General features: G+C 61.5%; 21 protein-coding genes. 8 read left to right on the top strand and 13 right to left on the bottom strand.

Annotated features, from left to right (window positions below):
• The first annotated feature begins 215 nt into the window (after positions 1 to 215).
• The 7 genes from G5221_RS16835 to G5221_RS16865 all read left to right on the top strand — a co-directional run bounded on the left by G5221_RS16835 (position 216) and on the right by G5221_RS16865 (position 8,921).
• Complete coding sequence (locus G5221_RS16835) at positions 216 to 722, top strand: NUDIX domain-containing protein (RefSeq protein WP_227341338.1); 507 nt, start codon at positions 216 to 218, stop codon at positions 720 to 722.
• A gap of 132 nt (positions 723 to 854) precedes the next feature.
• Positions 855 to 3,017, top strand: coding sequence for an AsmA family protein (locus tag G5221_RS16840; RefSeq protein WP_227341336.1), 2,163 nt, complete (start codon positions 855 to 857; stop codon positions 3,015 to 3,017).
• Positions 3,018 to 3,162: 145 nt separating this feature from the next.
• Positions 3,163 to 4,545, top strand: a complete 1,383-nt coding sequence (locus G5221_RS16845) for a DUF3404 domain-containing protein (RefSeq protein WP_227341334.1) — start codon at positions 3,163 to 3,165, stop codon at positions 4,543 to 4,545.
• On the top strand, positions 4,542 to 5,189 hold the full coding sequence (locus G5221_RS16850; RefSeq protein ID WP_227341333.1) for a response regulator transcription factor: 648 nt from the start codon (positions 4,542 to 4,544) through the stop codon (positions 5,187 to 5,189). The genes G5221_RS16845 and G5221_RS16850 overlap by 4 nt, the downstream gene beginning before the upstream one ends.
• A gap of 50 nt (positions 5,190 to 5,239) precedes the next feature.
• Positions 5,240 to 5,986, top strand: coding sequence for a DUF2861 family protein (locus G5221_RS16855; RefSeq protein WP_227341331.1), 747 nt, complete (start codon positions 5,240 to 5,242; stop codon positions 5,984 to 5,986).
• Positions 5,987 to 6,093: 107 nt separating this feature from the next.
• A complete protein-coding gene (locus G5221_RS16860; RefSeq protein WP_421263613.1) occupies positions 6,094 to 8,295 on the top strand; it encodes a glycoside hydrolase in 2,202 nt (733 codons plus the stop codon).
• 143 nt (positions 8,296 to 8,438) lie between these two features.
• Positions 8,439 to 8,921, top strand: a complete 483-nt coding sequence (locus tag G5221_RS16865; protein ID WP_227343096.1) for a GNAT family N-acetyltransferase — start codon at positions 8,439 to 8,441, stop codon at positions 8,919 to 8,921.
• Between the two features lie 88 nt (positions 8,922 to 9,009).
• On the opposite strand, the gene glnE is transcribed toward G5221_RS16865, so the two are convergent.
• The 9 genes from glnE to G5221_RS16910 all read right to left on the bottom strand — a co-directional run bounded on the left by glnE (position 9,010) and on the right by G5221_RS16910 (position 20,063).
• Complete coding sequence (glnE, locus tag G5221_RS16870) at positions 9,010 to 11,883, bottom strand: bifunctional [glutamate--ammonia ligase]-adenylyl-L-tyrosine phosphorylase/[glutamate--ammonia-ligase] adenylyltransferase (RefSeq protein WP_227341327.1); 2,874 nt, start codon at positions 11,881 to 11,883, stop codon at positions 9,010 to 9,012.
• 187 nt (positions 11,884 to 12,070) lie between these two features.
• Complete coding sequence (locus tag G5221_RS16875; RefSeq protein WP_005343409.1) at positions 12,071 to 13,414, bottom strand: NCS2 family permease; 1,344 nt, start codon at positions 13,412 to 13,414, stop codon at positions 12,071 to 12,073.
• A gap of 264 nt (positions 13,415 to 13,678) precedes the next feature.
• Positions 13,679 to 14,008: a hypothetical protein gene (locus tag G5221_RS16880; protein WP_227341326.1), complete on the bottom strand. Its 330-nt coding sequence runs from the start codon at positions 14,006 to 14,008 to the stop codon at positions 13,679 to 13,681.
• A 126-nt stretch (positions 14,009 to 14,134) separates the two neighbouring features.
• The gene (ettA, locus tag G5221_RS16885) at positions 14,135 to 15,802 is read right to left on the bottom strand and encodes an energy-dependent translational throttle protein EttA (RefSeq protein ID WP_421263614.1); all 1,668 of its coding nucleotides are present in this window, start codon (positions 15,800 to 15,802) and stop codon (positions 14,135 to 14,137) included.
• A 187-nt stretch (positions 15,803 to 15,989) separates the two neighbouring features.
• Positions 15,990 to 16,820 (bottom strand): 5'-methylthioadenosine nucleosidase, encoded by an 831-nt coding sequence (locus tag G5221_RS16890; protein ID WP_216951989.1) that lies wholly within the window; start codon positions 16,818 to 16,820, stop codon positions 15,990 to 15,992.
• A 107-nt stretch (positions 16,821 to 16,927) separates the two neighbouring features.
• Entirely contained in the window at positions 16,928 to 17,785 is an 858-nt protein-coding gene (locus G5221_RS16895; protein WP_216951988.1) for a lytic transglycosylase domain-containing protein, read from the bottom strand.
• Positions 17,786 to 17,940: 155 nt separating this feature from the next.
• A complete protein-coding gene (locus G5221_RS16900) occupies positions 17,941 to 18,129 on the bottom strand; it encodes a hypothetical protein (protein ID WP_421263615.1) in 189 nt (62 codons plus the stop codon).
• Positions 18,130 to 18,333: 204 nt separating this feature from the next.
• The gene (locus G5221_RS16905; protein ID WP_245094942.1) at positions 18,334 to 18,939 is read right to left on the bottom strand and encodes a DUF2076 domain-containing protein; all 606 of its coding nucleotides are present in this window, start codon (positions 18,937 to 18,939) and stop codon (positions 18,334 to 18,336) included.
• A 110-nt stretch (positions 18,940 to 19,049) separates the two neighbouring features.
• Positions 19,050 to 20,063 (bottom strand): NAD-dependent epimerase, encoded by a 1,014-nt coding sequence (locus tag G5221_RS16910; RefSeq protein ID WP_227341320.1) that lies wholly within the window; start codon positions 20,061 to 20,063, stop codon positions 19,050 to 19,052.
• A gap of 307 nt (positions 20,064 to 20,370) precedes the next feature.
• Between G5221_RS16910 and G5221_RS16915 the strand changes: the two genes are divergently transcribed.
• Positions 20,371 to 20,982, top strand: coding sequence for a YitT family protein (locus G5221_RS16915; RefSeq protein ID WP_005349421.1), 612 nt, complete (start codon positions 20,371 to 20,373; stop codon positions 20,980 to 20,982).
• A 101-nt stretch (positions 20,983 to 21,083) separates the two neighbouring features.
• Here G5221_RS16915 and G5221_RS16920 read toward each other — a convergent pair whose 3' ends face one another.
• The 4 genes from G5221_RS16920 to G5221_RS16935 form a co-directional block, all read right to left on the bottom strand.
• Positions 21,084 to 22,130, bottom strand: coding sequence for an ABC transporter ATP-binding protein (locus tag G5221_RS16920; protein WP_100654460.1), 1,047 nt, complete (start codon positions 22,128 to 22,130; stop codon positions 21,084 to 21,086).
• Positions 22,127 to 23,185, bottom strand: coding sequence for an ABC transporter ATP-binding protein (locus G5221_RS16925; RefSeq protein WP_227341318.1), 1,059 nt, complete (start codon positions 23,183 to 23,185; stop codon positions 22,127 to 22,129). Before G5221_RS16925 ends, G5221_RS16920 begins: the two co-directional genes overlap by 4 nt.
• 31 nt (positions 23,186 to 23,216) lie before the next feature.
• The gene (locus G5221_RS16930) at positions 23,217 to 25,034 is read right to left on the bottom strand and encodes an extracellular solute-binding protein (RefSeq protein WP_227341316.1); all 1,818 of its coding nucleotides are present in this window, start codon (positions 25,032 to 25,034) and stop codon (positions 23,217 to 23,219) included.
• A 149-nt stretch (positions 25,035 to 25,183) separates the two neighbouring features.
• Positions 25,184 to 26,227: an ABC transporter permease gene (locus tag G5221_RS16935; protein ID WP_013724081.1), complete on the bottom strand. Its 1,044-nt coding sequence runs from the start codon at positions 26,225 to 26,227 to the stop codon at positions 25,184 to 25,186.
• Positions 26,228 to 26,325 lie beyond the last annotated feature (98 nt).

The raw sequence follows: 26,325 nt of genomic DNA on the forward strand, positions 1-26,325 counted from the left end.
ATTCGCCATGCGAGAGTAGGACACTGCCAGGCACCCAATACAAGAAACCCCGCTCATCGAGCGGGGTTTTTTATTGCATGCAATTTATTAAATCGTCTGATAATTGTCCCGTTTTATTCCTCTCCCTTTGAATGCCTAGTCTTCCCCGTCGGTTTTACTCATAAAAAACGGTCACAACAGCGTAAAATGGTGCTTTATTTCGTCGGAGATAGCCCATGTTTTGTCCAAAATGCGGTGGTCAAACCTTGCAGAGCGTCAGCCCTAAAGAGTTTCTCTGTGGCTGCGGTTTTCATTTTTTCCAGAATGTGGCGACGGCGGTGATGGTGGCGCTTTGCTGGCAGGATGAGGTGCTGGTTGCGGTGCGTGCCCGCAATCCGGGCAAGGGGTTGCTGGATCTGCCGGGCGGATTTGTCGATCCCGGCGAGTCGCTGGAGGAGGCACTGGTGCGCGAGTTGCAGGAGGAGCTGGGGCTCGATGTCAGCGCTCATCCTTGTACCTATCTCGGTTCCTTTCCCAATATCTATCTCTACGATGGCATCACCTATCACACCTGTGACACCTTTTTCGCTATCAAGCTGAGTGAAAAACCGTTCATCCAGCCGGCTGACGATGTGGCCGCCTGTCAGTGGCTGAAGATCAGCGATATTCCCTTGCCCCGCTTTGCTTTCGAATCGACGCGCACCGCGGTGGCGCGGCTGCAGCAATCCTCTTTGCAAGCCTGATCCCTGCTGATGACGATGGGGATTGGCAGCGACCATCCCTGTCTCATCCTTGTCCACTTTTGTCCCGCAGACGCCATTCGTCAGACGGTGAGTGGTATAGTCAGCAGTGGATCCGGATTCAAGGAGCATATCGTGAAGAAGATAGTTCTCATCTTGCTCGGCATCGCCGTGGCAGCCTTGCTGGCCATAGTGACGTTGATAAGCCTTATCGACCCCAATCAATTCAAGCCCCAACTGGCTGAACAGGTGCGCAAGAGCACGGGCCGGGAGCTGGTGATGGCGGGGGAGATTGACTGGCGTTTCTGGCCGAGTCTCGGGCTCTCGCTGGAGAAGGTGGCTCTGCGCAATCCGGCCGGTTTTGCCGAGCTGGATCTGGTTCGTTTCGAACAGGGGGAGGCCTCGGTGGCTCTGTTGCCGCTGCTCTCCCATCGCCTGGAGATTGGCAAGGTGACCCTGAGTGGCGCCCATCTCTTTATCCAGACCAAGGTGGATGGCAGCTCCAATCTGAGCGGACTGATCAAAGATGCCACTGCTGATGCAAGCGAACCGGTCGTCCCCGCAACCCCTGCGCCAACCGCTGATAGCAAGCCCTGGCAGATCAGCTTGCAGGGTGTCGCGCTCTCCCAGGCCAGTGCGCTGGTACAGGATGATCGCAGCGGCACCTCGCTGCGACTGGATCGACTCGATCTCGATATGGGGCAGCTGGCCACCGGTCAGTGGGTACCCGTGACGCTGGCCGCCAAGGGGAGTGCCGACAAGCTCGCTTTCGACGTTAAAGGGCAGACCCAGATCAAGCTGGCGCAGGAGGTGATGGCGAGTGAACTGAAAGATCTGAGCCTCAGTGGCAGCCTGAGTGACTCGTCCCTGCGACTCGACAGTTTCTCCATCAAGGGGGACCGACTGGCCCTGGGTGAGTGGAGCAACCTCACGTTGGCGCTGAAAGGGGTCAAGGTAGAGGGGCAGCAAGCTTCACTGGCTGGCTCGCTGGAAGGAACACTCAAGGGACGGCTCGATAAAGAGATGAAGCTGGCCGAGCTCTCCGATGTGCTGCTGACGGCAGCGCTGGAAGGTGATGCGCTGCCACGCCCGCAGATGAAGCTGAAACTGGCCGGGTTTGCCCGTGCCGAGCTCGACAAGCAGTTGATTACCCTGAGCAAGCTGGTGATGAGTGCCGATGAGGCGCTGTTGAGTGGTGATGGAAGCGTGCAGCTTGGCGCTGTTCCCTCGATCAGCTTCGATCTCAAGGGGGAGAAGCTGGATCTCGACAAATGGCTCGCCAGATCGGCACCGACCACACCAGCGCAGGCGAGAGAGGACAAACCAACGGTCGGTGCTTCCAATACCGCTGCAACTGGCGATAAAGAAGCAACCGGCAAGAGCGAAGCCCTCTCCGCGGTTGAACCGGATCTGGGCGCGCTCAAAGGTGTGGATCTGGATGGTCGGTTGCAACTCGGTAGCCTGCGCCTGAAAGGGCTGGATCTCGGTACTGTCGATCTGCAGGTGGTTTTGGCCAAGGGACTGCTGACGCTCAAACAGTTCAGCGCGACCGTGGCGGGCGGTCAGGTAAGCGCGAAAGGGGTTCTCGACGCACGCCAGCAACCCGTCACCTACAAGGTGCACAAGCAGGTGGCCGGAGTGAACATTCGTCCCTTGCTGCAGACTCTGGCCCAGAGCGATCTGCTGGAGGGTAAGGGCGATCTCGATGTGCAGGTGCAGGGGCGTGGTCTCTCTCCTCTGGCACTGCGCAACGGAATGCAGGGCAAGGTGACCTTGAAGCTGAGCGACGGCGCCCTGCATGGCATCAACCTGCCGGAGATGATCCGCGAGGCGCGGGCCACCCTCGCCGGCAAGGGGGCCGAGCAGGTGAAGGAGGCGCGCAAGACCGACTTCAGCGCTCTGACCGCCAGCTTCCAGATTGCCGATGGCATCGCCCGCAGCAACGACATCCAGCTCTTTGCCCCCGCCTTGCGGGTCAAGGGGGAGGGGCAGACGGCGCTGGTGCCGGAGAGCCTCGACTTCCTGTTCCTCACCTCCATTGTCGAGAGCAGCAAGGGGCAGGGGGGCAAGGATGTGGATGAGCTCAAAGAGATCACCATTCCGGTGCGGATCGGCGGTCACTGGCAGACCCCCAGCTACCAGCTCGATGTGAAGGCACTGCTCAGCAACAACAAATTGCTGGAGGATAAGGCGCGCAAGGAGGCCGAACGCGGCCTCAAGAAGCTGCTGGGTGACAAGGCCGACAACGAGGCCGTCAAAGGTGTGGCTGACCAGCTGCTCAAGGGACTGTTCAAATAGGTGACTGTTCATATGGGCTGGCGGGAGCCGCGTAAATGCCGTTAGCGGTTGACCGGATGTCAGCGCCATTGAAAAATGGCGCTGACATTTTTTATGGCGCAGTGATCTGCTGTGCCTTGATCCGGAGTCATCTCGAGTTGAACCCATGCGCCTGATCCTGCTGCTCTGCTCCCTGATCTGCTACGGCATGGCTTCTCCCGTGCTGGCCGGGCCGCTGGCGGATCGTCTGGCGGGCGAGCTGGCCAGGCAGGTTCCCGAACATACGCTGCCCCTTGACGAGGTACAGCGGCTCGACCGTCGCCTGATTGCTCCCGACTCCCTCTATCCCGCCTGGCAGCGCTATCCGCTGCGCCAGCTGCAGGCCATCTATCGCTACCAGCAGGAGTGCGGGACAGAGAATGACTTGCCCGCCGAGTGGCTGCCGCTGCTGAGGGCGCTTTGTGGCCAAGGGGCTAAGCCCTTGACCCGCTGGTTTGCCGCTCACCCCGTCTATCCGCTGGGCGGCTCCAGCGCGGCTCGCTGGCAGGCTGGTCATCCGGCGGCCGGGCTCGATGCTCTGCTCCATGTGCGGGAGCGACGCGACCGGTTGGGGCTGCTTGGCGAGCTCGGCGATGACAACCTAGACGCCCTGCTGCGGGGTGAGCGTTGGCTGCTGCAATCGGGTCAGCTCTGGCTGCTTGGCGATGGGCAGTGGCGCCGTTATGGTGCCGGGCAGTGGCAACCGCTGGCCGAGCGGCTTGGCGTGACGCTGGATAGTCGTATCGCGGGTACTTGTGAAGAGCGAGTCGGAGCGATCTGCTTCAATACTCGCCCCACGCTTGGTTGGCAGTGGCTGGCGCTGGCCAGCTCCCTTGCTTTCATCATGCTGCTGGGGTGGGCCAGCTGGCAGCGCTGGCGCCTGCTGCGGGAGCGGCGTGTCGCATTGCAGATGCTGACCCACGAGCTGCGTACTCCCATCATGGCGCTCTCCGGAATCAGCGAGGAGCTGCGCCACGATTTCGACCGGCTGCCCCCTTCCGCTCAGCAGAGCGTGGGGCAACTGCTGAGCAGTGTCGCCCGTCTGCATCAGCTGGCGCAGGCCAGTCGCCACTATCTGGCGGCTGAGACTCTGGAAGATGAGCGGGTGGCGGTCAGTCTCACCGAGTGGCTCACCCTGGCCTGCGAGCGGCATGACGCCACCTTCTGTCTTGAGCGGGAGATGACTCTGGCGCTCCCCTTTTACTGGCTCGATCTCGCCCTCGACAACCTGCTGCGCAACGCCAGCCAGCACGGCCGCGCGCCGGTTCGGATCTGTGCCAGCTGGCAGGCGGAGCGTCTGATCCTCGCGGTCAGCGATGGCGGCGAGCTGCCGGGGTACCGGCTCGCCACCTTGCTGCGCCGCGGTGCCCGTGCCGATGGTTTGGGGTTGGGGCTTGCCATCGTGCGCCATCTGTTGCGCCGCCTTGGCGGGCGCCTCACCCTATCCGGCCCGCCCACCACCTTCACCCTGACGCTGCCCTGCCAACTCTGGAGCACCCCCGAATCATGAAGACCATCCTGCTTGTCGAAGACGAGGCGCTGCTGGCGGAGAACCTGCAACGCTATCTGACCCGCGAAGGGTATCGCTGCCTCTGGTGCGACACTCTGGCTGCGGCGGAGCAGCAGTGGCTGGCGGCGGATCTGGTGCTGCTGGATCGCACCATGCCGGAGGGGGATGCCCTCGGCTGGCTGCCCCAGTGGCTGGCGCGCAAGGCGCTGCCGGTGATCGTGCTCACCGCAAGGGTGGAGGTGAGCGATCGGGTGGCCGGGCTCGATGCGGGGGCGCGTGACTACCTGACCAAGCCCTTCTCCCACGACGAGCTGCTGGCGCGGATCCGGGCTCAGCTGCGCCAGCTGGGGGATGGCACTCAGGCGGTGGGCGGCTTGCAGCTTCATCCCGCCAGGATGCAGGCGAGCTGGCAGGATGCGGAGGTGAGTTTTACCCCCACCGAGTTTGCCCTGCTCACCCTGCTGGTGCGGATGGCGGGGCGGGTGCTGAGCCGGGAGGAGATCCTCAACCGGGTGTGGGGCTATCAGGCGTTTCCTTCTACCCGCACCGTCGATACCCATATTCTGCAACTGCGCCAGAAGCTGCCCGAGCTGGCCATCGAGACGGTGCGCGGCATCGGCTACCGGCTGGAGGTGCCAGCGTGAAGCGTGCAACGCGGACTGGACTGCTGTTGGCTCTAGGCGCTGGCTGCGTTATGGCAACTGAACGTGCCGATCCGCTGCAACCAGCTACTTTGGCGCTGTTGCAGGGAGATAACCGGCACGCCTGGCAATCTTTGCAGCAGGCATGGCCCGCCCTCACAAGTGATGCCGAGCGCCGTAGCTGGCAGGGGATGCTGGCCGCGCTGAGTGCCCAGCACTGCGGCAAGGATTTCCCTCTCACTCTGCCTGATGGGGTGAGCGAGCTGCGCCTTGAGCTGATCCAGCGCGATGCGCCGCTGTTGCGAGACTATCGGGTGCAGTTGACCGGAGAGGGGGCCATCACCGCCTCGGAACTTGTCGATCCCGCTGGCCACAACCGGTTGGCAGGTGCCCAGTGGGAGGCGGAAGGGAGTAAGGGGGTCAGGGTCGTGGGGGCCGATCTGCCGATGCCTTTACCAGTCGGACTCTATCAGCTACGGCTGACGGTGGCGGGCAAGGAGTGGCAGGTGGCGTTGCCGCTGCCTGCGGTGCAGGATCTGGACTGGCTATCCCGCTCGCCACAGGCGGTAGCCAATCCCCCCGCCAATCCCGCTTCCTGTACGCCGCTCTGGCTTGAGCAGACTGTGCTGGCCCGCCCGCAATACTCCCTGCTCTGGTGGCACCGGATTGCGACTGATGAGCCGGTGAACTGGCCAACCGCTACGCCCGATAGCTGGCGTACCCTCTCGCTGGTGCAGACCAACCAGCGCGGTCAGCTGGTGTTGCAGCTGAGTCACAGTCAGGCGGGGCCGGTGGACTAATGGATGTCGTGATGGTCAGGTCACCGCAATCCTGACATTGCCCTGACAATCCAAGTCCGCGGATCTGCTGCAATGGCGGCTCCCGTTTTTATCAGGAATTACCGACCATGACTCTTCTTCCCGTGCTAACGAGTCGGATCCGCCCGCTGCTGCTGTTGGCGCCGCTGTTCTCCCTGCCTGCCGAGGCGCTGACCCTTGCCAACGAGCAGTGGCGCATTGAGCTGGATCCCGCCACCCTGGCGGCCGAGGCTGTGCTGCCCTCGGGCAAGCACCTTGCCATCTCTTCCCCCGGTCCGCGCCAGCCGGTCACCGCTCTGCAGCAGGAGGGGGAGCACGCCAGCTGGCTGACCCGTGCCGATGGCGAGGTGCGGGCCTCTGCCCGTCTCGAGGGCAACCGTCTGCTCCTCACCCTGAGCCGTGCGAGTGCTGGCGAGCTGGTGTGGCCGCGGGTGCCGGCAGGGGCGCAGGCGCTGATGCTGCCGATCCACGAGGGTTTTCGCATCCCGGTTGATCATCCCGAGTGGCGCAAGGCATTGGCGCAGGAGTATCAGGGGATCAACACCACCGAGGATCTCACCCTGCCGCTGGTCGGGCTGGATCACGGCGATCAGCAGCTGGCGATCCTCTTTGCCAACCCCTTCAACAACCGGCTCACCTTTGCTCCGAAGAAAGATGGCATTGCCCTCACCGCGACCCACAGCGTCAATCGCCTTAATCAGGCTGACCCCTATGAGGTGGCGGTGCCGCTGCAGCCGGGCAACGACTGGCTGGCGGCGGCCAAGGCCTATCGCAGCTGGTTGCAGGAGCGAGGCGAGCTGGTCTCGCTCGAAAGCAAGCTGGCGGCAGTAAAGGATGGCAAGCGGCTGATCGGCGCCTCTCACCTCTACCTCTGGGGCGAGCGACTACTGGTGCCACAGGATGTGAAGAGTTGGCCCGCGCTGCGCCGCCTGATCCCTGCCGACTGGCTCAAGGGGGAGAGCAAGCGTGCGCTGCAAGCGCCCGATCTTGATCGCAACCGCTACCTGCAAAACCGGGTGCTGTCCGGCGTGGAACAGGCGCTTGCGCTGCGCCATCCGGGTCAGCAATCGGCCGATTTCGCTGCCCGGCGTGCGCTGGCTGCCACGCAACTGGGGGCTGCGCTCAACGAGCCGCAGAGTTGGGGGGATGGCAGCTCGACCAAGATGATCGCCGCTCTCAAGCAGGCTGGACTAACAAAACTCTGGCTGGGTCTGCCCCAGTGGACGGCGGGCTTTGCTGCGCCGCAGGGGATTGAACTTGCCAAAGCGGCGGGCTATCTCATCGCTCCTTACGACTCCTACGATACCGCGCTGCCGGAGGGTAATCGCCAGCCGAGCTGGCTCACCGCCCAAATGGGGCAGGACAGCTATCTGCGCTGCGGCATCATGCAGGAGAACGGGCGGCGCAAGAGCGGCTTTCAAAACAGCGGCGTCTACACCAATCAGGCCTGCGTGCGCCCGGTGATGGAACAGCGCGTACCCTGGTTGCAGCAAGCGAGCCACTACAACAGCTGGTTCCTCGATGTGGCGGCGACCGGCATGGTGTTTGACGACTTCGACCCGGCCAAGCCAACCAGTCAGGCGCAGGATGCGGACAACCGGATGGCAGGGATGGCGTGGACTGCCAAGAGTCAGGGTGTGCTGGTGGGCTCCGAGGAGGGCGGCGCGGTTGCCAACCGCACCGCGGCCTTTGCCCACGGCCCCCAGACCAGCGGCTTTGGCTGGCAGGATCCCGATATGCGCCGCAACAAGCGCTCTCCCTACTATCTGGGAGCCTGGTATCCCGACTATCAGCCCGCGTTCTTCTTTCGCCAGAGCCATCTAAAACCTGAGTATCAGGGGCTCTACTTCGATCCGGCGCTGCGGTTGCCTCTGTTCCAGAGCGTCTTTCACGACAGCATAGTGACCACCCACCACTGGACGATGGATAGCCTCAAATTCAGGGAGAGCCGTCAGGTAACCGAGCTGTTGCAGCAGCTCTACAACGTGCCGCCGCTGCTCAACCTCAGTCTGGATAGTGCCAGCGCGCGCATTCCCTACCTCAAGGGACTCGATGCCTTCTTCCGCCCGTTGCATGAGCGGCTCTACAACCAGCCGCTCACCGGTTTTCGCTGGCTCGATAAAAGAGGTGTGGTGCAGCAGAGCGAGTTTGCCGATGGCACTCGACTGATTGCCAACTTCGGTTCGGCCACCGAGCTGGCAGGGATAAAACTGGCCGCTCAAAGCGTGTTGGCGCTGCTGCCAGATGGCAGCCAGCAGCAGTTTGTCTCGCAACCGGATGGCGCCCGCTAATCTGGCGTTCTGGCTTTTATTTCATCAGAGGATGATGTGGCAGAAATTTTCATGTATAGATGAACGTTCTGCAAAATAAACGAGAGGCAGTTCTGATGATTGAGAGTGAAGTGATTAGAGAGGTAAACCATCCGGCGTGACCGCTGGTCTGGCAGATCTATGGCGAGAGTTTTCCCCGCTACGAGCAGCGCCAGTCACAGCATCAGCCACAGAAGATGCGGGATCCTCGCTATCACTGCCAAATCTTTTATCAGGACGGCCTGTTGCTCGGTTTCATCTTCTGGTGGGCGTGTGGCGAGCAGATCTATATCGAACATCTGGCCATCAATCCGGCGCTGCGCGGCCGCAATTACGGTAGCCGCCTGCTGGCCGAATTTTGCGAGCGGGCTGGCAAAACCGTCATTCTCGAGATCGATCCGCCAGAGGATGAGATTGCCATTCGCCGTTTGCGCTTCTATCAGGGACTGGGCTTTTGTCTCAACGACTATGCCCATCTCCACCCACCCTATCATCCTGACTACGAGGGTCATGCACTACGGGTGTTGAGCTATCCGAAGCTCCTTGAGGAAGAGGCCTATCAGCGTTTCAACCAGATGCTGGTGGAGACGGTGATGGATCACGGCTGAGCAGCCGTAAGAATGCTGATTTACCGATAAGAGCTGGGCCCGCCTGAAGCAATTCAGGCGGGCCCCTTTTCATTGCCGCTGGCGGGAATTACTCCCCCAGCAGGGTTTGCCAGACGCCGAGCACATGGCTGCGCTCACTCTGCAGCTGATCGTCGCTCACCTTGCGGGAGATCTCCGAGAGGTTGAGGCGATGGCCGAGGTTGCGGATCTCCAGATAGGCCTGCTTCAGCCCCTCCGCCTGCTCTAGCGTCAGCACCCCCGCCATCACGCACTCGTCGAAGATGCGTACGTTATCGGACCAGCGTGTGAGGGCATCGGGCTCGCCGCAGGCGTGGGCCAGCACCAGATACTGGGCGATAAACTCGATATCCACCATGCCGCCGGGGGACTGCTTGAGGTCGAACTCGCCAGCCCCCGCTTTCAGCAGGTGATCCCGCATCTTGTGGCGCATCTCGCGCACCTCGCGGGCCAGGGTCGGCAGGTCGCGCTCCTTGGCCAGCACGGCGCGGCGGATGCGGGCAAACTCGGCGATCACCGCCTCATCGCCATAGATGGGACGGGCCCGCACCAGCGCCTGATGTTCCCAGGTCCAGGCCTCGCTTTGCTGATACAGCTCGTAGGCCGACAGCGACGAGACCAGCAGGCCGGAGTCGCCGGAGGGGCGCAGCCGCATATCGATCTCGTAGAGAATGCCGGAGGGGGTGCGGGTGCTGAACAGGTGCAGGATCCGCTGGGCAAGGCGCAGGTAGAACTGGCGGCTATCGATGGGCTTGCGGCCATCTGTGTAGCTGTTGGGATCGCCGCCGTGCAGGAACACCAGATCGAGATCCGAGCCGTAGCCGAGCTCGATGCCACCCAGCTTGCCGTAGGCCACCACCGCAAAGCCGCGCTGGCCGCTCACCGCCACCTCGGGTGGCACCCCGTAGCGCTCGCTCATCTGGGACCAAGCCTGATTGACCACCTCTTCGGTGATCGCCTCCGCCAGCCAGGTGAGGTGGTCGCTCACCTTCATCAGCGGCAGGGCGCCGGCGATGTCGGCCGCCACGATACGCAGCAGTTGCACCTGCTTGAACTGGCGCAGCGCCTCCATCTGCTGCTCCACGTCCTCTTCGGGGATGCGCAGCAGGAACTGGCGCAGCTGGGGCTTGTACTGATCGAGCGGGGTGGGGTGATAGAGGTGCTGGGGATCGAGCAGCTCGTCCAGCAGGATGGGGTAGCGGGCCAGCTGCTCGCTCACCAGATGGCTGGCGTCACACAGCCGCACCAGCTGGCGCAGGGCGCCCGGGTTTTCCGCCAGCAGCTGCAGATAGGCGCTGCGGGTGAAGATACGGGTCAGCAACTCGCACACCCGTTCGAACAGGCGGGCGGGTTGCTCGCTGGCGACCACCAGCCGCAGCAGCTCCGGCATCAGCCAGTCCAGCGCGATGCGCCCCTGCGGCCCCACCTGACGGCGCTTGTACTCCTCCTTGAAACGCAGCAGAGCGGCGCAGAGCGGGGCGGGCTCGGCCACCCCCTGCGCGGTCAGCAGTTGCTCCAGCTCGGCGGCGTCAAGCTCGGTGCGCCAGAGATCGAGCCAGAGCTGCTCCAGATGGGCGGGGGCCTCCTTCTCTTCCCCCACCACGGCGGCGAACTCCTGATGGACGGCGGCCATCTCCTCATCCAGATGAGCCATAAAGGCGCCCCAGTCGGCAAAACCCAGAGCAGCGATCAGCCGCTGGCGATCCCGCTCTTCGGTGGGCAGGGTCTGGGTCTGCTGATCGCCGATCTCCTGCAATATGTTCTCGACCCGGCGCAGGAAGCGATAGGCCGTCAGCAAGCGATCGCAATGGGCAGATTCGAGGGCGCCACATTGGGCGATGGCAGCCAGCGCTTCGGGCAGGTGGCGCACCCGCAGCGCCGGTTCACGACCGCCGCGAATAAGTTGCAGCGCCTGGGCGATAAACTCCACTTCACGGATGCCGCCAGCCCCCAGCTTGATGTTGCCCTCCAGCCCCTTGCGGCGCACCTCGGCGGCGATCATCGCCTTCATCTGGCGCAGGCCGTCGATGACGCCAAAGTCGATATAGCGGCGAAACACGAAGGGGCGCAGCATCTCGGCCAGCTCCACCGCGTGTTCACACTGGGGCCCCAGCACCCGCGCCTTGACCATGGCGTAGCGCTCCCAGTTGCGGCCGTGATGCTGGTAGTAATCCTCCATGGCGGCAAAGGAGATGGCGAGCGGCCCCGCATCGCCAAAGGGGCGTAAGCGCATATCGACCCGGAACACCTGACCATCCTGAGTGGGCTGGTGGAGGGCGTTGATGATGCGCTGACCGAGTTTGATGAAAAATTGCTGGTTGGCCAGCTCGCGCCGCCCGCCGACCGTGTAGCCGTTCTCGGGGAAGGTGAAGATAAGGTCGATGTCCGAGGAGAAGTTGAGCTCGCCACCGCCGAGCTTGCCCATGCCGAGGATAAGCAGCGGTTGCGGGTTGCCGTTGCCGTCCATCGGGGTGCCCAGTTCGCCACACTGTTTGGTGTAGAGCCAGTCGCGGGCAGAGCAGATCAGGGCATCCGCCAGTTTGGTGAGGTGGATAAAGCTCTCTTCTACTTCAGCGTGGCCCAGCAGCTCGCGCCAGGCGATCACCAGCATGCGGCTGCGGCGGAACTGGCGCAGGATGCGCTTGAGCGCCTCTTCATCGCTTACCTCGGCGAGCAGGGCGGTCAGATCGTGCTGGTAAGCGGGCCAGCGTTCGGTTCGTTCGAGATCACCGGAGGCGAGCAGTTCGGTCAGCAACTCCGGCTGTTTGAAGAGGGAGTCGGCGACAAAATCGGAGAGGCCGAGCAGGGTCAGCAGGGTCTGGCGAACGGGCTCGGGCAGCGAGCCATAGTCGGGGGCCAGCTCGACCAGTCGCTGCCATTGGCGCTCGGCCTGTTCTTGCAGCAGGGGGGAGAAGGCGGAGAAAGAGGGAGAGTGCTGGGCCACGGTTGCCGTCCTTGTGGTTCACGACAGCGGGTTAACGACACGAGGTTAACAACGCTGCCGGTTCAAAATGGTGGCTGCCAATCTAGCACTGTCAGGCCCCCGCGTCACAGCGCAGGGGCGAGAAGCATGATCCGGCAAATAAAAATGGGCTCCCTGTCGGGAGCCCATCGGATTGCGCTGGTCATTATCAGTGGCTATCGACCCAGACGAACTTGAGCACGAACAGCAGGGCCACCACCAGCACGCAGGGGTTGATCTCGCGCCAGCGGCCGGTACCCGCCTTCATCACGCAGTAGGAGATAAAGCCGACGGCGATCCCCTCGGTGATGGAGAAGCTGAACGGCATCATGACGGCGGTCATAAAGGCCGGTACCGCTTCGGTCAAATCTTCCCACTTCACCCGGGTCAGCTCGGAGCACATCAGCACGCCCACATAGATAAGGGCGCCAGCGGCAGCATAGGCCGGCACCATGGCGGCGACCGGGGAGAAGAAGATAGCCAGCAGGAACAGCAGGCCGACCACGATGGCGGTCAGACCGGTACGGCCGCCGACGGCGACGCCGGAGCTGCTCTCGATAAAGGCGGTGACCGAGGAGGTGCCCATGAAGGCGCCGCCGACGGAGCTCACGCTATCCACCATCAGCGCCTGTTTCATGCGCGGGAAGTGGCCCTTGTCATCGGCCAGCTTGGCGCGGTTGGTGACGCCGATCAGGGTGCCGGAAGAGTCAAACAGGTTGACCAGCATAAAGGAGAAGATGATGCCGGCCAGGCTGATGTCGAGCGAACCCATCAGATCCAGCTGGCCGAACACTGGCTCGATGCTGGGGGGCATGGAGACGAAGCCCTTGAAGGTGACATCGCCAAACAGCCAGCCCAGACCCGTGGTGACCACGATGGCGATCAGCACGGCGGAATGAACGCCGCGGGCGGAGAAGATGCAGATCAGGAAGAAACCGAGCAGACCCAGCAGGCAGGGCAGGGAAGTGAGGTTGCCCACGGTCACCATGGTCGCGGGGCTGGCCACAACGATCCCGGCGTTGTGCAGGCCGAGCAGGGCAATCAGCAGACCGATACCGGCGGTGATGCCAACCCGCAGGGTGAGCGGAATGTTGCCGATCAGCCAGTAGCGCACCCGCAGCAGGGTGAGGATCAACAGACCCATGGCACCCCAGAAGATGGTGCCCATGCCCACTTGCCAGGAGTAACCCATGCCGGCGACCACCACGAAGGCGAAGAAGGCGTTGAGGCCCATGGCGGGGGCCAGCGCGATCGGCAGGTTGGCCAACAGGCCCATCAGGATGCTGCCGATACCGGCGATGAGGCAGGTGGTGACGAACACGGCCTGGGTGTCCATGCCCGCAGCAGAGAGGATCTGCGGGTTGACGAACACGATGTAGACCATGGTCAGGAAGGTGGTGATACCTGCGATCACTTCGGTGCGGGCGGTAGTGCCATGGCCTTGCAGGGCAAACAGGCGCTCAAGCAATCCTTGCCCGGCGGCCTGATTGGCAGCTTGGTGTTGTTGATTCATGTTGGATTCCAATAGGTGACGTGAAATAAGCAGCAGGGGAACGGGCTATCCCATCCATGCGGGGTAAATTGCCCTGTTTCTGGCGGTTAAGTAACCAGACTCGTCCTGATACCGTGACAGCGCGCACATTTTTACACAGGCGGCGCCGTTTACAAACCCCGGATCTGCGAAGCGGATCAATGAATAGAGCAAAAATTCAAACGTTTGCTTTTTGAGCATGAAAAAAGGTTCTCAGCAGAGAACCTTTTATCGAAAAGTGGGGACTTAAAGGGTCTTGAAGTAGCGCTCGACCAGCTGGGCCAGCACAGAATCGAGCCGGTCTTGAACCTCACCCAGTTCGCGGCCGAGGCGGCGCAGAAACAGGCTTGCCTGCTCTTCGGTCAGCTTGCGCCCCTCGATAAAGAACTCTTGCTCCGGCAGCTGCTTGTCATAGCGGGGGATCAGCACCCAGCTCACCAGCTCGGGCTCCACGGCGGCAAAAATCTTGGCAGCAGCGGCACAGAAGGTCTCTATATGTGTCTTGCCATCCGGCCCGAGACAACCCGGTTCAACCCGGATCTGGATGGTGAGTTTTTTCTCTATGGGGGTCGTCATCGTGCTACATCCATGCAAAGGCATCCGTCTAGGATTGTAAGCCAAAAGACAACAGAAAGGGGAGCCGGAGCTCCCCTTGTGACGTTGGTCGCAGCTGCAATGGTACGGCTTGTACCGACTGACAGCTTACTTGGCGATGCGCTTGTACTTCGCGCGGTGCGGCTGGATCGCCTCGGCGCCGTAGGTCTTCTTCTTCCACTCTTCGTATTCGGTGAAGTTGCCTTCGAAGAACTCGATCTTGCCCTCGTCCTGATAGTCCAGGATGTGGGTGGCGATGCGGTCGAGGAACCAGCGGTCGTGGGAGATGACCATGGCGCAACCCGGGAACTCCAGCAGGGCGTTCTCGAGGGCGCGCAGGGTTTCGATATCCAGATCGTTGGTCGGTTCATCCAGCAGCAGCACGTTGCCGCCGGTCTGCAGCAGCTTGGCCAGATGCAGACGACCGCGCTCACCACCGGAGAGTTCGCCAACCCGCTTCTGCTGGTCGGAACCCTTGAAGTTGAAGCGGCCAATATAGGCGCGGCTCGGGAACTCGTAGTTGCCGATGCGCAGGATATCCTGACCGTCAGCGACCTCTTCGAATACCGTCTTCTTGTCATCCATGCTGTCGCGGAACTGATCGACAGAGGCCAGTACCACGGTTTCACCCAGGGTGATGGTACCGGAATCCGGCTGCTCCTGACCCGACATCATGCGGAACAGGGTCGACTTACCGGCACCGTTCGGGCCGATGATGCCGACGATGGCACCCTTCGGAATGGCAAATGACAGATCGTCGATCAGCACCCGATCACCGTAAGATTTGCGCAGGTTGGACACTTCCACCACCTTGTCGCCGAGGCGCGGTCCGGGCGGAATGAACAGCTCGTTGGTCTCGTTGCGCTTCTGGTAGTCGTTGGTGTTGAGCTCTTCGAAGCGAGCCATACGGGCCTTTGACTTGGCCTGACGCCCTTTCGGGTTTTGACGAACCCACTCCAGCTCTTTCTCGATGGACTTGCGACGGGCAGCTTCAGAACTTGCTTCCTGCGCCAGACGGGCGTCCTTCTGCTCCAGCCAGGAGGAGTAGTTGCCTTCCCACGGGATACCTTCGCCGCGGTCCAGCTCCAGGATCCAGCCCGCTACGTTGTCGAGGAAGTAACGGTCGTGGGTGATCGCCACTACAGTGCCTTCGTAGTCGTGCAGGAAGCGCTCCAGCCAGGCCACGGATTCCGCATCCAGGTGGTTGGTCGGTTCGTCCAGCAGCAGCATGTCCGGCTTTTCCAGCAGCAGACGGCACAGTGCCACACGGCGGCGCTCACCACCGGAAAGGTGCTTGATCTTGGCATCCCATGCCGGCAGGCGCAGGGCATCGGCCGCCCGCTCCAGCTGGTTTTCCATGTTGTGGCCGCCCTGAGCCTGGATGATGGCTTCCAGCTCGCCCTGTTCGCGGGCCAGCTTGTCAAAGTCGGCATCCGGGTCGGCGTAGGCCGCATAGACCTCGTCCAGACGGGCCATGGCGCGCTTCACTTCGCCAACGGCCTCTTCGACCGCCTCGCGTACGGTCTGCTCCGGATCCAGCTTCGGCTCCTGCGGCAGGTAGCCGATCTTGATGCCGGGCTGCGGACGGGCTTCCCCTTCGATCTCGGTGTCGATGCCTGCCATGATACGCAGCAGGGTCGATTTACCGGCGCCGTTCAGACCCAGCACGCCGATCTTGGCGCCTGGGAAGAAGCTCAAGGAGATGTTCTTGAGAATATGACGCTTGGGCGGCACTACCTTGCCGACCCGGTTCATGGTGTAAATAAATTGAGCCATTGGCTAATTCTCTTCCTTTTCAGCAGGTTAATGTCTTGGCATTAACAGACTGATGTCGTGGTGGGGCCTGGTCGACACAGGTCAACCCGGTTCCAAAAAACGTTCCGATTGTAAACCAATGGGCAAGGGGGGGCAAAGATGGGGGGGGGAAGATAGGCCGCCTGTCATGACGGCCTCTTATAGGGCCTTATGCCTTGTGGAAACTGTTGATCAGCGCGTTTGCGTAATCAATGACAAATTGCTGGCAGTGGATGGCAGTCTGCGGGTCAAACTCTTCACCGTGGAGATCGGTATTGGAGAGTACCCGGATGCCGACAAAGGGTACCTTGTAGGCCTCAGCCACTAGGGCGGCGGAGGAGGTTTCCATCTCTTCCGCGGCGGTCTGGTAGGTCTGATGCAGCCAGTTGATGCGCGCTACCTGTCGGTTCCACTCATCGGCGGTGCCAATGATGCCGCCTACTACTCGGCCGTGGCGATAGCGATCGGCCATACCGAGGGCGCGGCCAATCAGCTCGGGATCGCCAGCGAACGAGCTGTGCTCCACCAGCTTGCCGTTATCGCGCAGACGCATGGTGACCTCGAAGTTGTGCCATTTGCTCGGATCGACGCCTTGCTCGGCGGGCATCAGGTCACTGCGATAGGCTCCCATGTTGAAGCTCTTGGTGCCGATAACGATATCGCCCCGGTGCAGTGCCGGATCATGGCCTCCTGCCGTACCCTGATTGATGATGAGACGCGGCTTGAAACGCTCAATCGCCAACGTGGTGGCGGCAGCGGCATTGGCCAGACCCACCTCGGTGCGGGAGATGACCACCGGATAGTCCGAGATAGTACCCTGCCAGTATGTCCAGGCCCCCACAGTCAGCTCCGTCTTGTCTTTCAGTGCGGCAACGAGAGTTTCGACTTCGACGTCCATCGCCCCCTGGATCAGGATGGGGGCCGGGGTGGCCGCCATCACGCTGGAGGAGAGGAGGGCAAAGAGGGTGAGCAGGCGCGAACAGCGTTTGATGATATTCATGGGATACCTGTAGGGCTGGCGAGAAAGCGCCGGATCCTACCGAAAGGAAAACGGTTGCGCAATGTTGGTGCGTGTTTTGTCAGTAACGGACATGCTGATGAATGGCCTCAGGGCTGCTTGTGGCCAGCGAAGTAGAGCACCCGTTTTACATACTCCTGTGTTTCGTCATAGGGTGGGATCCCGCCATAGCGTTCCACCGCTTTTTCCCCGGCATTGTAGGCCGCCGAGATCAGTACCCAGTCGCCATCGAAGCGGCGATCCAGCCACTTGAGATAACTGACGCCTCCCTTGATGTTCTGTGCCGGATCAAAGGGGTGAGTGACACCAAACCGCTGCTGGGTTTCGGGGATCAGCTGCATCAGCCCCTGAGCATTCTTGGGTGAAACGGCACGGCTGTTGAGATTGGATTCGGCGATGGCAATCGCCAGCACCAGCCGGGCATCCACCTTATGGTGTTTGGCGGCGTGGCGCAGCATGGTGACCAGTTCTTGCTTGGCAGGAGGCTGGCGGGCCACCCAGGTGTCGACATTGAAGGGGGTGGAAGGGAGCCCGGCCAGATAGCCACCCTGACCGCCACGGATCCCGATGCCGCACTGATCACCCATGGGGGCATTGCCGATGCGAGCGTTGTAGTAGCGGGCAGCCTGCCGGTTACCAAGGCGCATTGCCATGGCGAGGTAGCTGTTGGCCAGCTTGGCGCTGCGTACCGAGGCGGGGCCGGTGGCGAGCAGGCGGCCGATTCGGAAATATCCCTCTGGGTTGCCAGTGCTGGCGGCGACACAGTAGAGGGTGATGGCCTTTTGCAGATTGCCGTGTTGCTGGGCCACTTGACCCTGCTTGATCGCCGTCAGCGCCTTGGGGGCCTGTCTGAAATCCCTGCCTTGTGCCATCGCCCGCGGCGTACCTGCCAGTAACAACGACAAAAAAAGCAGCAAAAACAGTCCGTTTTCGCTGATGTGCCTCATGGGTTATCTCCTGTTTGAGTACAGAAGATATAGAGGAACATGGCTGCTATCGCCATGAACCCAGTGGATCCTGTTGTTATAGCCGGTTGGTTTCAGAGAGCAAAACGGTATGGAACTAACGGCATCTCGACAGTTTCACACCATTTTTCATCCGGTTAAAAGTCGTGGTGATACTCCTGCTCATCCAGCACGGCGGGAGGAAGCGCGCGATAGAAGCTGCCAATTTCGCTGACAACCCAGAGCAAAAACAGGGCCAGCAGGCTGAGCAGGGGAAGCAGAGAGTGGCTCTGGGTCAGGGCATAGGCCGCAATGGCGGCACCGGTCAAAAGCAGGGTTCGGATCATGAGGTGGCTCCTTGTCGTCATGGGGGGGTTGCGTGGCCACGGACAGAGCGCCTGGGGTCGGGAGTTGTTCCCGGGTGGCACGAAGCGCGCTGAGTATATCGCGTCATGCCGCTGCCGATCCGTGGTGTCATCACACTTTCCATAGTCATGGGTTTCGTATCGAGTTGGGCCCCGCCAGATGCGGGGCCAGTAATGGTTTGACGGTCAGAAGAAACCGCCGTTGTTATCGTCACTGTCGGCCCAGCCGCCACTCAGGTTATCGTCGTCGAGAAAACTGCTGCCAACATCGGGAGGTGAATCCCAGCCGTCCCAGCGTACCGGTTCCGCATCGACCGGATTGGCGATGGGCGCTGGCTCTATTATGTCGATGATCTCCTCGGGCCGGTTGCTGTGAAACAGTCCGCCGATCATGTCGGCCAGCATCACGCCACCGGCAACCCCGGCTGCGGTTTGCAGGGCGCCCCCTAAAAAGGAGCTGGCACGGGACGCGGGCTGGGCAGGCGCGGTTGCCGGTGGCGGCGTAAAGCGCGGGGGCGTGCTGCTCTCGCTACCAAACAGGCCGGAGAGAAAACTGCCGCCGCTCGAACTGTTCTGGCTGGCCTCCAGCTCCTTGACTCGATCGTTGAGGCGGGTAAGGGCTGCCTGCTGGATCAGCAGCGCCTGGGCCATGTAGTAGGGGGCATCGGGCTGCTCTGCCAGATGCTGGCGGATCAGCTGATCCGCTTGTGGGTCTCGTTTGCTATCCCTGGCTTGCGCTTGCTTGAGGCGGTCGAACAGTCCATCGATCAGACCCTGTTCCTGTGATTGCATCTCAAATCCTCGCTATGGTGCGCAGACAGTGCGTTCAGCCATCCTAAAACCCGCGGGGCATCAGTGGTATCTGATTAACTCATCAATGACCGAGAGGCTGCCCGTGCTCGTCAGCGGACGGGCCGGTAGTAGTTGAGATACCAGCGGACAAACTCGGCAACACCTTGCTTGAGGGGCGTGGCGGGGCGCAGGCCGGTGAGGGTGTGCAGCGGCTCGCTGTCGGCCCAGGTGGCGTGCATGTCGCCTGCCTGCATCGGCTGCATCCGCTTGATGGCGGGCTTGCCGATGGCCTCTTCCAGCGCCTCGATAAAATCGAGCAGCCGCACCGGCTGGCCGTTGCCGATATTGAGGATGCGGTAGGGGGCGGCGCTCTCGGCCGCGCTCTGCTCGCTGGCATGCCAATCGGGATTGGGGCGGGGCGGCTGGTCGGCCATGGTGAGGATCCCCGCGACGATGTCGTCTATGTAGGTGAAGTCGCGGCTGAGATCGCCGTGGTTGTATACGTCGATAGGCTCGCCCGCGAGGATGGCGCGGGTGAACTTGATGATGGCCATGTCAGGCCGGCCCCAGGGGCCGTAGACGGTAAAGAAGCGCAGCCCTGTGGTGGGCAGGCCATAGAGCGCCGAATAGGCGTGGGCCATCAGCTCGCCGCTCTTTTTGGTCGCAGCGTAGAGGGAGACCGGGTGATCCACCTGCTGCGCGGTGGAGTAGGGCATCTGATCCCCCATGCCATAGACCGAGCTGGAGGAGGCGTAGATGAGGTGCTGAATCCCGTGGTGACGACACCCCTCCAGCACCGTCAGCATGCCGGTAAGGTTGCTGTCGGCATAGGCGAACGGATTGTCGATGGAGTAGCGCACCCCCGCCTGTGCCCCCAGATGGATCACCCGCTCGAAACCGTGGCTGGCAAAGAGGGCCGCCATGGCTTCACGATCCGCCAGATCCAGCCGCTCGAAGCGAAAATTGGGGAAACTGGCCAGTTGGGCCAGCCGTGCCTCTTTCAGAATCACCTCGTAGTAGTCGTTAAGGTTATCGATCCCCACCACCCGATGGCCTGCGGCGCACAGCTTGCTGGCCACATGAAAACCGATAAAACCGGCGACGCCGGTGACCAGATACGTCATGGTTGGGGTCCTGTGCAGATCATGGGGCTCCTTACGGTGATGGGAAAAGGGGGCTGCGCTTTGTAGCAGAGCCGGCGCGTTTGTGCCATGGCAAACCGCCTCTGACGGCGCGGCATGCTGCATCTTGGTGCAGCGAGTGTCAATGCCAGATGACAGGCACCAGAATGGGGCGTTCAGCCTGACTGTTGTGATCCTTTTCACAAAAAATAGACTGGACCCCATAACGAAGCCCTGTGGACAGGGCTCGCAGCCCGCCCGCAACGGCAGGCGACAGACACTCTCTCTTTACTTCGCTTGGATACAGGTTATGGACAACACCTCGATTCGCACTGCCCATCCTATTTATGAGGATGTGCTGGCCCTGCTGACGGCGGCCGGCTTTGTTTCCCTCGGCATCTTTCTGTTTCATCAGGTTGGCCTGCTCACCGGCGGGACTGCCGGGCTGGCGCTGCTGCTGCAAAAGGTGACCGGCATCAGCTTCGGCCTGCTGTTTTTCGGCATCAACCTGCCCTTCTATGCGCTGGCATGGCTGCGGATGGGGCCACGTTTTACCTTCAACACCTTTGTCTCAGTGGCAGCAGTCTCCTACATGACAGATCACCTTAACGGGGTGTTGCAGATCGGCAAGATAGAGCCCCTCTATGCGGCGCTGATCGGCGGCACCCTGATTGGCATGGGTCTGCTCATCATGTTCCGTCACAAGTCGAGTCTGGGGGGGTTCAACATTCTGGCGCTCTTTATTCAGGATCGCTTTGGCATCCGGGCGGGCAAGCTGCAGATGGGGCTCGATTGCGCCATTGTTGTCGCCTCGTTTTTCGTGGTGCAGCCCTGGATCCTGGCGCTTTCCATCGTGGCGGCGGTTATCTGTAATCTGGTGTTGACACTCAACCACAAGCCGGGCCGTTACCAGATTGCCTGACAAGCTGCGGCAGTGGCTCGATATTGCAAGAGTGACCCGATAGCACGAGGCGGCCTGATGGCCGCCTCGTCTGTTTCTACCCTGGTGTTTGTTCGCTGCGCCTAGCTTGCCTGCTCCAGCCTGCTGTCACCGCTCATGGCGTTGCCACTGATGGCGCTGCCGCTGATAGCGTGACCACTGACGGCGAGCGGGGTGTGGCAGGCCACCTGATGATGGGCCTCATCACACGCCTCAAGCTTGGGCGCCTTGCTTTTGCACAGCTCGGTCGCATGGGGGCAGCGCTGGTGGAAGTGGCAGCCGCTTGGCGGCGAGATGGGGGAGGGCACATCGCCGGTCAGCAGAATGCGCTGGCTGCGCCTGCGCGGGTCCGGCACCGGAATGGCGGAGATCAGCGCCTGGGTATAGGGGTGGCGCGGCGCCAGATAGAGCGACTGGGCATCCGCCAGCTCGACGATCCGTCCCAGATACATCACCGCGATGCGATCCGAGATGTGTTTGACCACCGACAGATCGTGGGCGATGAAGATGATGGAGAGGTTCATCTCTCGCTGCAGGCTGAGCAGCAGGTTGACGATCTGCGACTGCACCGAGACATCGAGGGCCGAGACTGCCTCGTCGCACACCAGCAGCTTGGGCTTGAGGGCGATGGCGCGGGCGATGCCGATCCGCTGGCGCTGACCGCCGGAAAACTCGTGGGGGTAGCGATCCACCGCACTTCCCGGCAGGCCCACTTTTGCCAGCAGCTCTTGCACCCAGCCGCGCCGCTGCTCAGTGTTGCCTTTACCGTGGATGATAAAGGGCTCCTCCAGGATCTGGCCCACGGTGTGGCGGCTGTTGAGGGATTCTGCAGGGTCCTGAAACACCATCTGCATCTCCTGACGCAGGGAGCGCATCTCCTTCGGGCTGAGGGCGGTGATGTCGCGCCCCTCGAAGGTGATGGTGCCTGCGGTCGGCTCGAACAGCTTGAGCAGGCTGCGCCCGAGGGTGGACTTGCCGCAGCCCGACTCACCCACCAGCCCCAGCGTCTCCCCCTGCTTGAGATCGAAGCTGATGCCATCCACCGCATGAACCGTATATTGCTTGCGCAGGAAGCCGCCTCCCAGCCGGAAGTGCTGTTTCAGATCCCTGACCGATAACAGAGTGCTCATGGGGTCAACTCCTTCCAGTAGTGACAGGCGACATGGTGGCGCGGATTGAGTTGCTCCACCGCCGGAATGGCGCTGATGCAGAGATCGGTCGCATGGGGGCAGCGGTTGGAGAAGCGGCAGCCAGCGGGCATCTCGTGCAGGGCTGGCACCTGTCCCTTGATGGTCTTGAGCAGGCTCTTGGGCTCATCCTCCAGGCGCGGGATCGAGCTCATCAGGCCGTGGGTATAGGGGTGACGGGGATGGTCAAACAGTTCGAACACATCGGCCTGCTCCACCGCCCGCCCGGCGTACATCACCACCACTTCGTCGCACAGCTCTGCAACCACCCCCAGATCGTGGGTGATAAAGATGATGGCCATCCCGGTCTGGGCCTGCAGCTCTTTCATCAGTTCGAGGATCTGGGCCTGAATGGTAACATCCAGCGCCGTGGTCGGCTCGTCGCAGATAAGCAAGTCTGGCTCGCAGGAGAGCGCCATGGCGATCATCACCCGCTGGCGCATACCGCCGGAGAGGTTGTGGGGATAGACCGCAAAGCGTTGGGCTGGTTCCGGGATCCCCACCTTCTGCAGCATGGCGATGGCCGCGGCTTTACGCTGGGCCTTGTCATACTCGGGGCGATGGAGACGAAACACCTCCATCAGCTGCTCACCGACCGTCTGCACCGGGTTGAGGGCCGTCATCGGCTCCTGAAAGATCATCGAGATGCGGTTGCCGCGCACCTTGTACATCTGATCCGGCGCAAGCGACAGCAGCTCCTCCCCCTGAAAGCGGATAGAACCGGCGACCACCTGACCGTGGGGTTTGGGCAAGAGCCCCATGATGGCGAGCGAGGTAACGCTCTTGCCACAGCCGGACTCGCCGACGATCCCCAGCGTCTGACCCGGGGCCACCTTGAAGCTGACCCCGTCGAGCACCTTGATCTTGCCGTCATCGACGGCGAACTCCACCTCGAGATCGCTTACCTCAAGGATTGGGGTCTGGTGCTGGCCGTTATCCTCGGCGAACTCCCCCCCGTTATCCGGTACGTCAAGAATGGGGGCCTGGGTGTTGGGCATAACGGCTGCTCCCTTCGCAATGGCCTGAATATCAATGACGTGCATAGGTCTTGTCGAGCAGGTTGATGGGCGCCAGCGCCTCCCCTGCCTCCTTGGCGTTGCGGGTCTCTTCCTTCACCTTGGGATCGAGCCAGAGCAGACCGCCACTACTGTGAGGATAACCGTCCATCGGCCAGTAGAGCAGATCCGGCGTGTTCCTGGTGGCAGGCACTTCCGGCAGCATCACATAACGCCAGCTGCTGGCCCGCACATAGTTGAGCTGCACCCCGGGCACGAAGATGGCGAGATCATAGATGCGCTGCTGGATCTGGCGGGAGATCTCGGCCCGTTTGGCCATGTCGAATTCGACGTTGTAGGCGTCGATCAGTGCGTCGAGCTCCTTGTCAGCCACGTTGAACAGGTTGTTGGTCTGCGGTTTGTTGGCATTGGCGGAGTGGAACGACTCCCAATATTGTGGATAGAGACCGCCGCCGCCCCAGCCAAGCCAGGCCGCCTCGTGTTTCTTCTCCAGCATCACCTTGAAGCCGGTGGCGCCATCCACTAGGTTAAGCTCCAGATCGAGACCCGCTTTCTTGGCCTCCTCTTTCAACACGGTCAGGCGCTTGGAGTGCTCCTGACTGGTGTAGGTGAGTGCCAGCGTCAGCCGCTCCCCCTTCTCATTTTGCAGGATGCCGTCCGGCCCCGGCTTGTTGTAGCCGCCTTTGGCAAAGTACTCCCGCGCCTTGCCGATGTCATAAGCCCGCTCCGGCAGCGTCATGTCGGTGAACTCGCCAAAACCCGAGCCGAAGGTGGTGGCTCTGTCATAGTCGCCGCGCAGCACGGTCTCGATCATCTTGTCGATGTTGAAGGCGTGCTGGATGCCGAGGCGCACGTTCACGTCTGCCAGTTTGGGGTTGGCCACATTGAGGTGAACTCCCTGACCGCCCTGTTTGGTGTCGGTCATGGCCATCACCTTCTGCACGTACCCCTTCTTGTACTCCGGGGTGACCGCTTTTTCATGCCACCAGTTGGGCAGGATCATCTCGAAGGTATCGATCTCCCCTTTCAGGAAGTGGCGGAAGGCGATGTTGTGGTCGCGGATCACCTGCACCTTGATGGTGTCGATGTTGAATCTGTGCTGGTTGTAGCGATCGTCTTTTGCCCACCAATCCTTCTGCTTGCTGAAGGTGACCGACTTGCCCTTCTTGACGTCGCTGATCACGTAGGGACCTGTGGTGGGCACCACGGCCCAGTTGTACTGCTTCACCCAGTTGGGGGTCAGCTTGTAGTAGTGCTTGGGCTGGGGCCACAGCTCGGTGGTGTTGAGCAGATCCAGCTTGGCCTTGCGGCTGCCCGCTTTGACCATAATGGTGTGATCATCGATCTTCTCTACCGCGACCACTTCAGTGGTGTAGTAGTTGTTGAACCAGGGCCCCTTGATGTGTTTGGAGCGCATCATCTCGTAGCCGAAGGTGTAGTCATCGGCATTGACCGGCTTGCCATCCGACCATTTGGCACGGGGATCCAGCTTGAAGTAGACGGTCTGGCTGTCTGGCGCGATGGCCCAGTGGGTCGCGAGCGAGGGGATGGGGTTGCCGGTATTGGGGTGGAAGCTGATGAGTCGCAACTGGTTATCGAGAATAAAGGAACGAAACGAACCGTTGGAGTCAGGCCCCACGGTACGAAACGTCAGCGGAAAGCTGTCCACAAACATATTGAGGCTGCCACCCGGCAGCGCCTTGGGGGAGGCGAACACAGGATCCGTGTCGTTGGTCTCCCATTTGAGATCCGCGGGCAGGCTGGCCGCCCAGACCCAGGATCCGTTTACCAGCACGAAGAGAGCACCTATCCATTTGATTTTATTTTTCATGTTTGACTTCCAGGTCTGGCCCCTACACTGGGGGTCTTGATTGATAACGGGATTATCCCTTGCTCCCGGGACCGCCGATGGCGGCGGCCCGTCCTTCATTAATCACTGTTCGTTACCCGACGCCTGCCGATGCGCTGGCATCGGCTGGCTTATTGGTAACGGGTAAATTTGCGCGGATCGAACGCCTCGCGGATCGCCTCACCGATAAAGGAGACCATGATCAGCACCAGACTCACCGCGGCCACCACCGAGCTGACGATCCAGATGGCATCCAGATTGTTGATGCCCTGGGAGAGCAGCTCCCCCCAGCTCGGGGTCGGCGGTGCCAGCCCGAAGCCCAGATAGTCGAGGGCCGTCAGGGTGGAGATATTGCCCACCACGGCGAATGGCGCCAGGGTAACGATCATCATCAGGGTGTTGGGCAGGATGTGGTTGAAGATGATCCGCCCGGTGGTCGCCCCTTGCGCCCGCGCCGCCATCACATAGTCTCGCGCCCGCTCCTTGTAGGTGAGGGTGCGCATATACCAGGTGATCCCCATCCAGCCGAACAGCACGTTGATGGCGACAAACAGGCCGAAGTTGGGCTTGGCCAGCGACACCAGGATCATGATGACGTAGAGAAACGGCACCTGGGACCAGATCTCTATAAAGCGTTGCAGAATGAGGTCAAAGCGGCCGCCGAGAAAGCCCATCAGACAGCCGATGGTGACCCCGATGGCGTAACTGGCCGCCAGCGCGATAAAGGCAAAGCCGATGGCGATGCGAAAGCCGTAAACCAGTCGCGCCAGCACGTCGCGGCCGCTGGTGTCGGTGCCGAGGAAGTGGCGCTCGGCCGCGCTGGGGGCGTAAGGCGGGTAGGCATCCTCCTTGAAATCCTGCTCGTAGGGGTTCCAGGGTACCGGCGGCAGCAGCACCCAGTCGCCCTGGCCCTCTGCGGCAAATTTGGCCTTGAGCTGGCGGTAGTTGGTTTCGTACTCGTAATCGAGCCCGAACTGCTGACCGGGGATCACATCGCCATAGGTGGGGAAATGCAGCTGGCCCTGATAGCTCACCATCAGTGCCCGGCTGTTGACCAGCAGCTCCGCCAGCAGGGAGAGCAGCACCAGGGTGGTGAAGATGATGAAGGAGTAGTAACCGCGCTTGATCGATTTGAAGCGCTTGAGTTTTTTCAAGGTAACCGGATTGAGCTTCATGGTCAGTCTCCAAACCGCACGCGGGGATCAACAAGGGCAACACAGATATCGGAGACGATATGGCGTGATATCAGCATCGGCATGGCAATAGAGGTCTG

This window comes from Aeromonas sp. 602200, assembly GCF_049173895.1.
Lineage (GTDB): Bacteria > Pseudomonadota > Gammaproteobacteria > Enterobacterales > Aeromonadaceae > Aeromonas > Aeromonas veronii_A.

Coding starts and splice junctions, on each gene's coding strand:
- G5221_RS16880 (WP_227341326.1), bottom strand. CDS start 14,008: ATGACGACCCCCATAGAGAAAAAACTCACCATCCAGATCCGGGTTGAA.
- G5221_RS16895 (WP_216951988.1), bottom strand. CDS start 17,785: ATGAGGCACATCAGCGAAAACGGACTGTTTTTGCTGCTTTTTTTGTCG.
- G5221_RS16915 (WP_005349421.1), top strand. CDS start 20,371: ATGGACAACACCTCGATTCGCACTGCCCATCCTATTTATGAGGATGTG.
- G5221_RS16845 (WP_227341334.1), top strand. CDS start 3,163: ATGCGCCTGATCCTGCTGCTCTGCTCCCTGATCTGCTACGGCATGGCT.
- G5221_RS16860 (WP_421263613.1), top strand. CDS start 6,094: ATGACTCTTCTTCCCGTGCTAACGAGTCGGATCCGCCCGCTGCTGCTG.
- G5221_RS16875 (WP_005343409.1), bottom strand. CDS start 13,414: ATGAATCAACAACACCAAGCTGCCAATCAGGCCGCCGGGCAAGGATTG.
- G5221_RS16890 (WP_216951989.1), bottom strand. CDS start 16,820: ATGAATATCATCAAACGCTGTTCGCGCCTGCTCACCCTCTTTGCCCTC.
- G5221_RS16930 (WP_227341316.1), bottom strand. CDS start 25,034: ATGAAAAATAAAATCAAATGGATAGGTGCTCTCTTCGTGCTGGTAAAC.
- G5221_RS16900 (WP_421263615.1), bottom strand. CDS start 18,129: ATGATCCGAACCCTGCTTTTGACCGGTGCCGCCATTGCGGCCTATGCC.
- G5221_RS16920 (WP_100654460.1), bottom strand. CDS start 22,130: ATGAGCACTCTGTTATCGGTCAGGGATCTGAAACAGCACTTCCGGCTG.
- G5221_RS16835 (WP_227341338.1), top strand. CDS start 216: ATGTTTTGTCCAAAATGCGGTGGTCAAACCTTGCAGAGCGTCAGCCCT.
- G5221_RS16850 (WP_227341333.1), top strand. CDS start 4,542: ATGAAGACCATCCTGCTTGTCGAAGACGAGGCGCTGCTGGCGGAGAAC.
- G5221_RS16925 (WP_227341318.1), bottom strand. CDS start 23,185: ATGCCCAACACCCAGGCCCCCATTCTTGACGTACCGGATAACGGGGGG.
- G5221_RS16905 (WP_245094942.1), bottom strand. CDS start 18,939: ATGCAATCACAGGAACAGGGTCTGATCGATGGACTGTTCGACCGCCTC.
- ettA (WP_421263614.1), bottom strand. CDS start 15,802: ATGGCTCAATTTATTTACACCATGAACCGGGTCGGCAAGGTAGTGCCG.
- G5221_RS16855 (WP_227341331.1), top strand. CDS start 5,240: ATGGCAACTGAACGTGCCGATCCGCTGCAACCAGCTACTTTGGCGCTG.
- G5221_RS16910 (WP_227341320.1), bottom strand. CDS start 20,063: ATGACGTATCTGGTCACCGGCGTCGCCGGTTTTATCGGTTTTCATGTG.
- G5221_RS16935 (WP_013724081.1), bottom strand. CDS start 26,227: ATGAAGCTCAATCCGGTTACCTTGAAAAAACTCAAGCGCTTCAAATCG.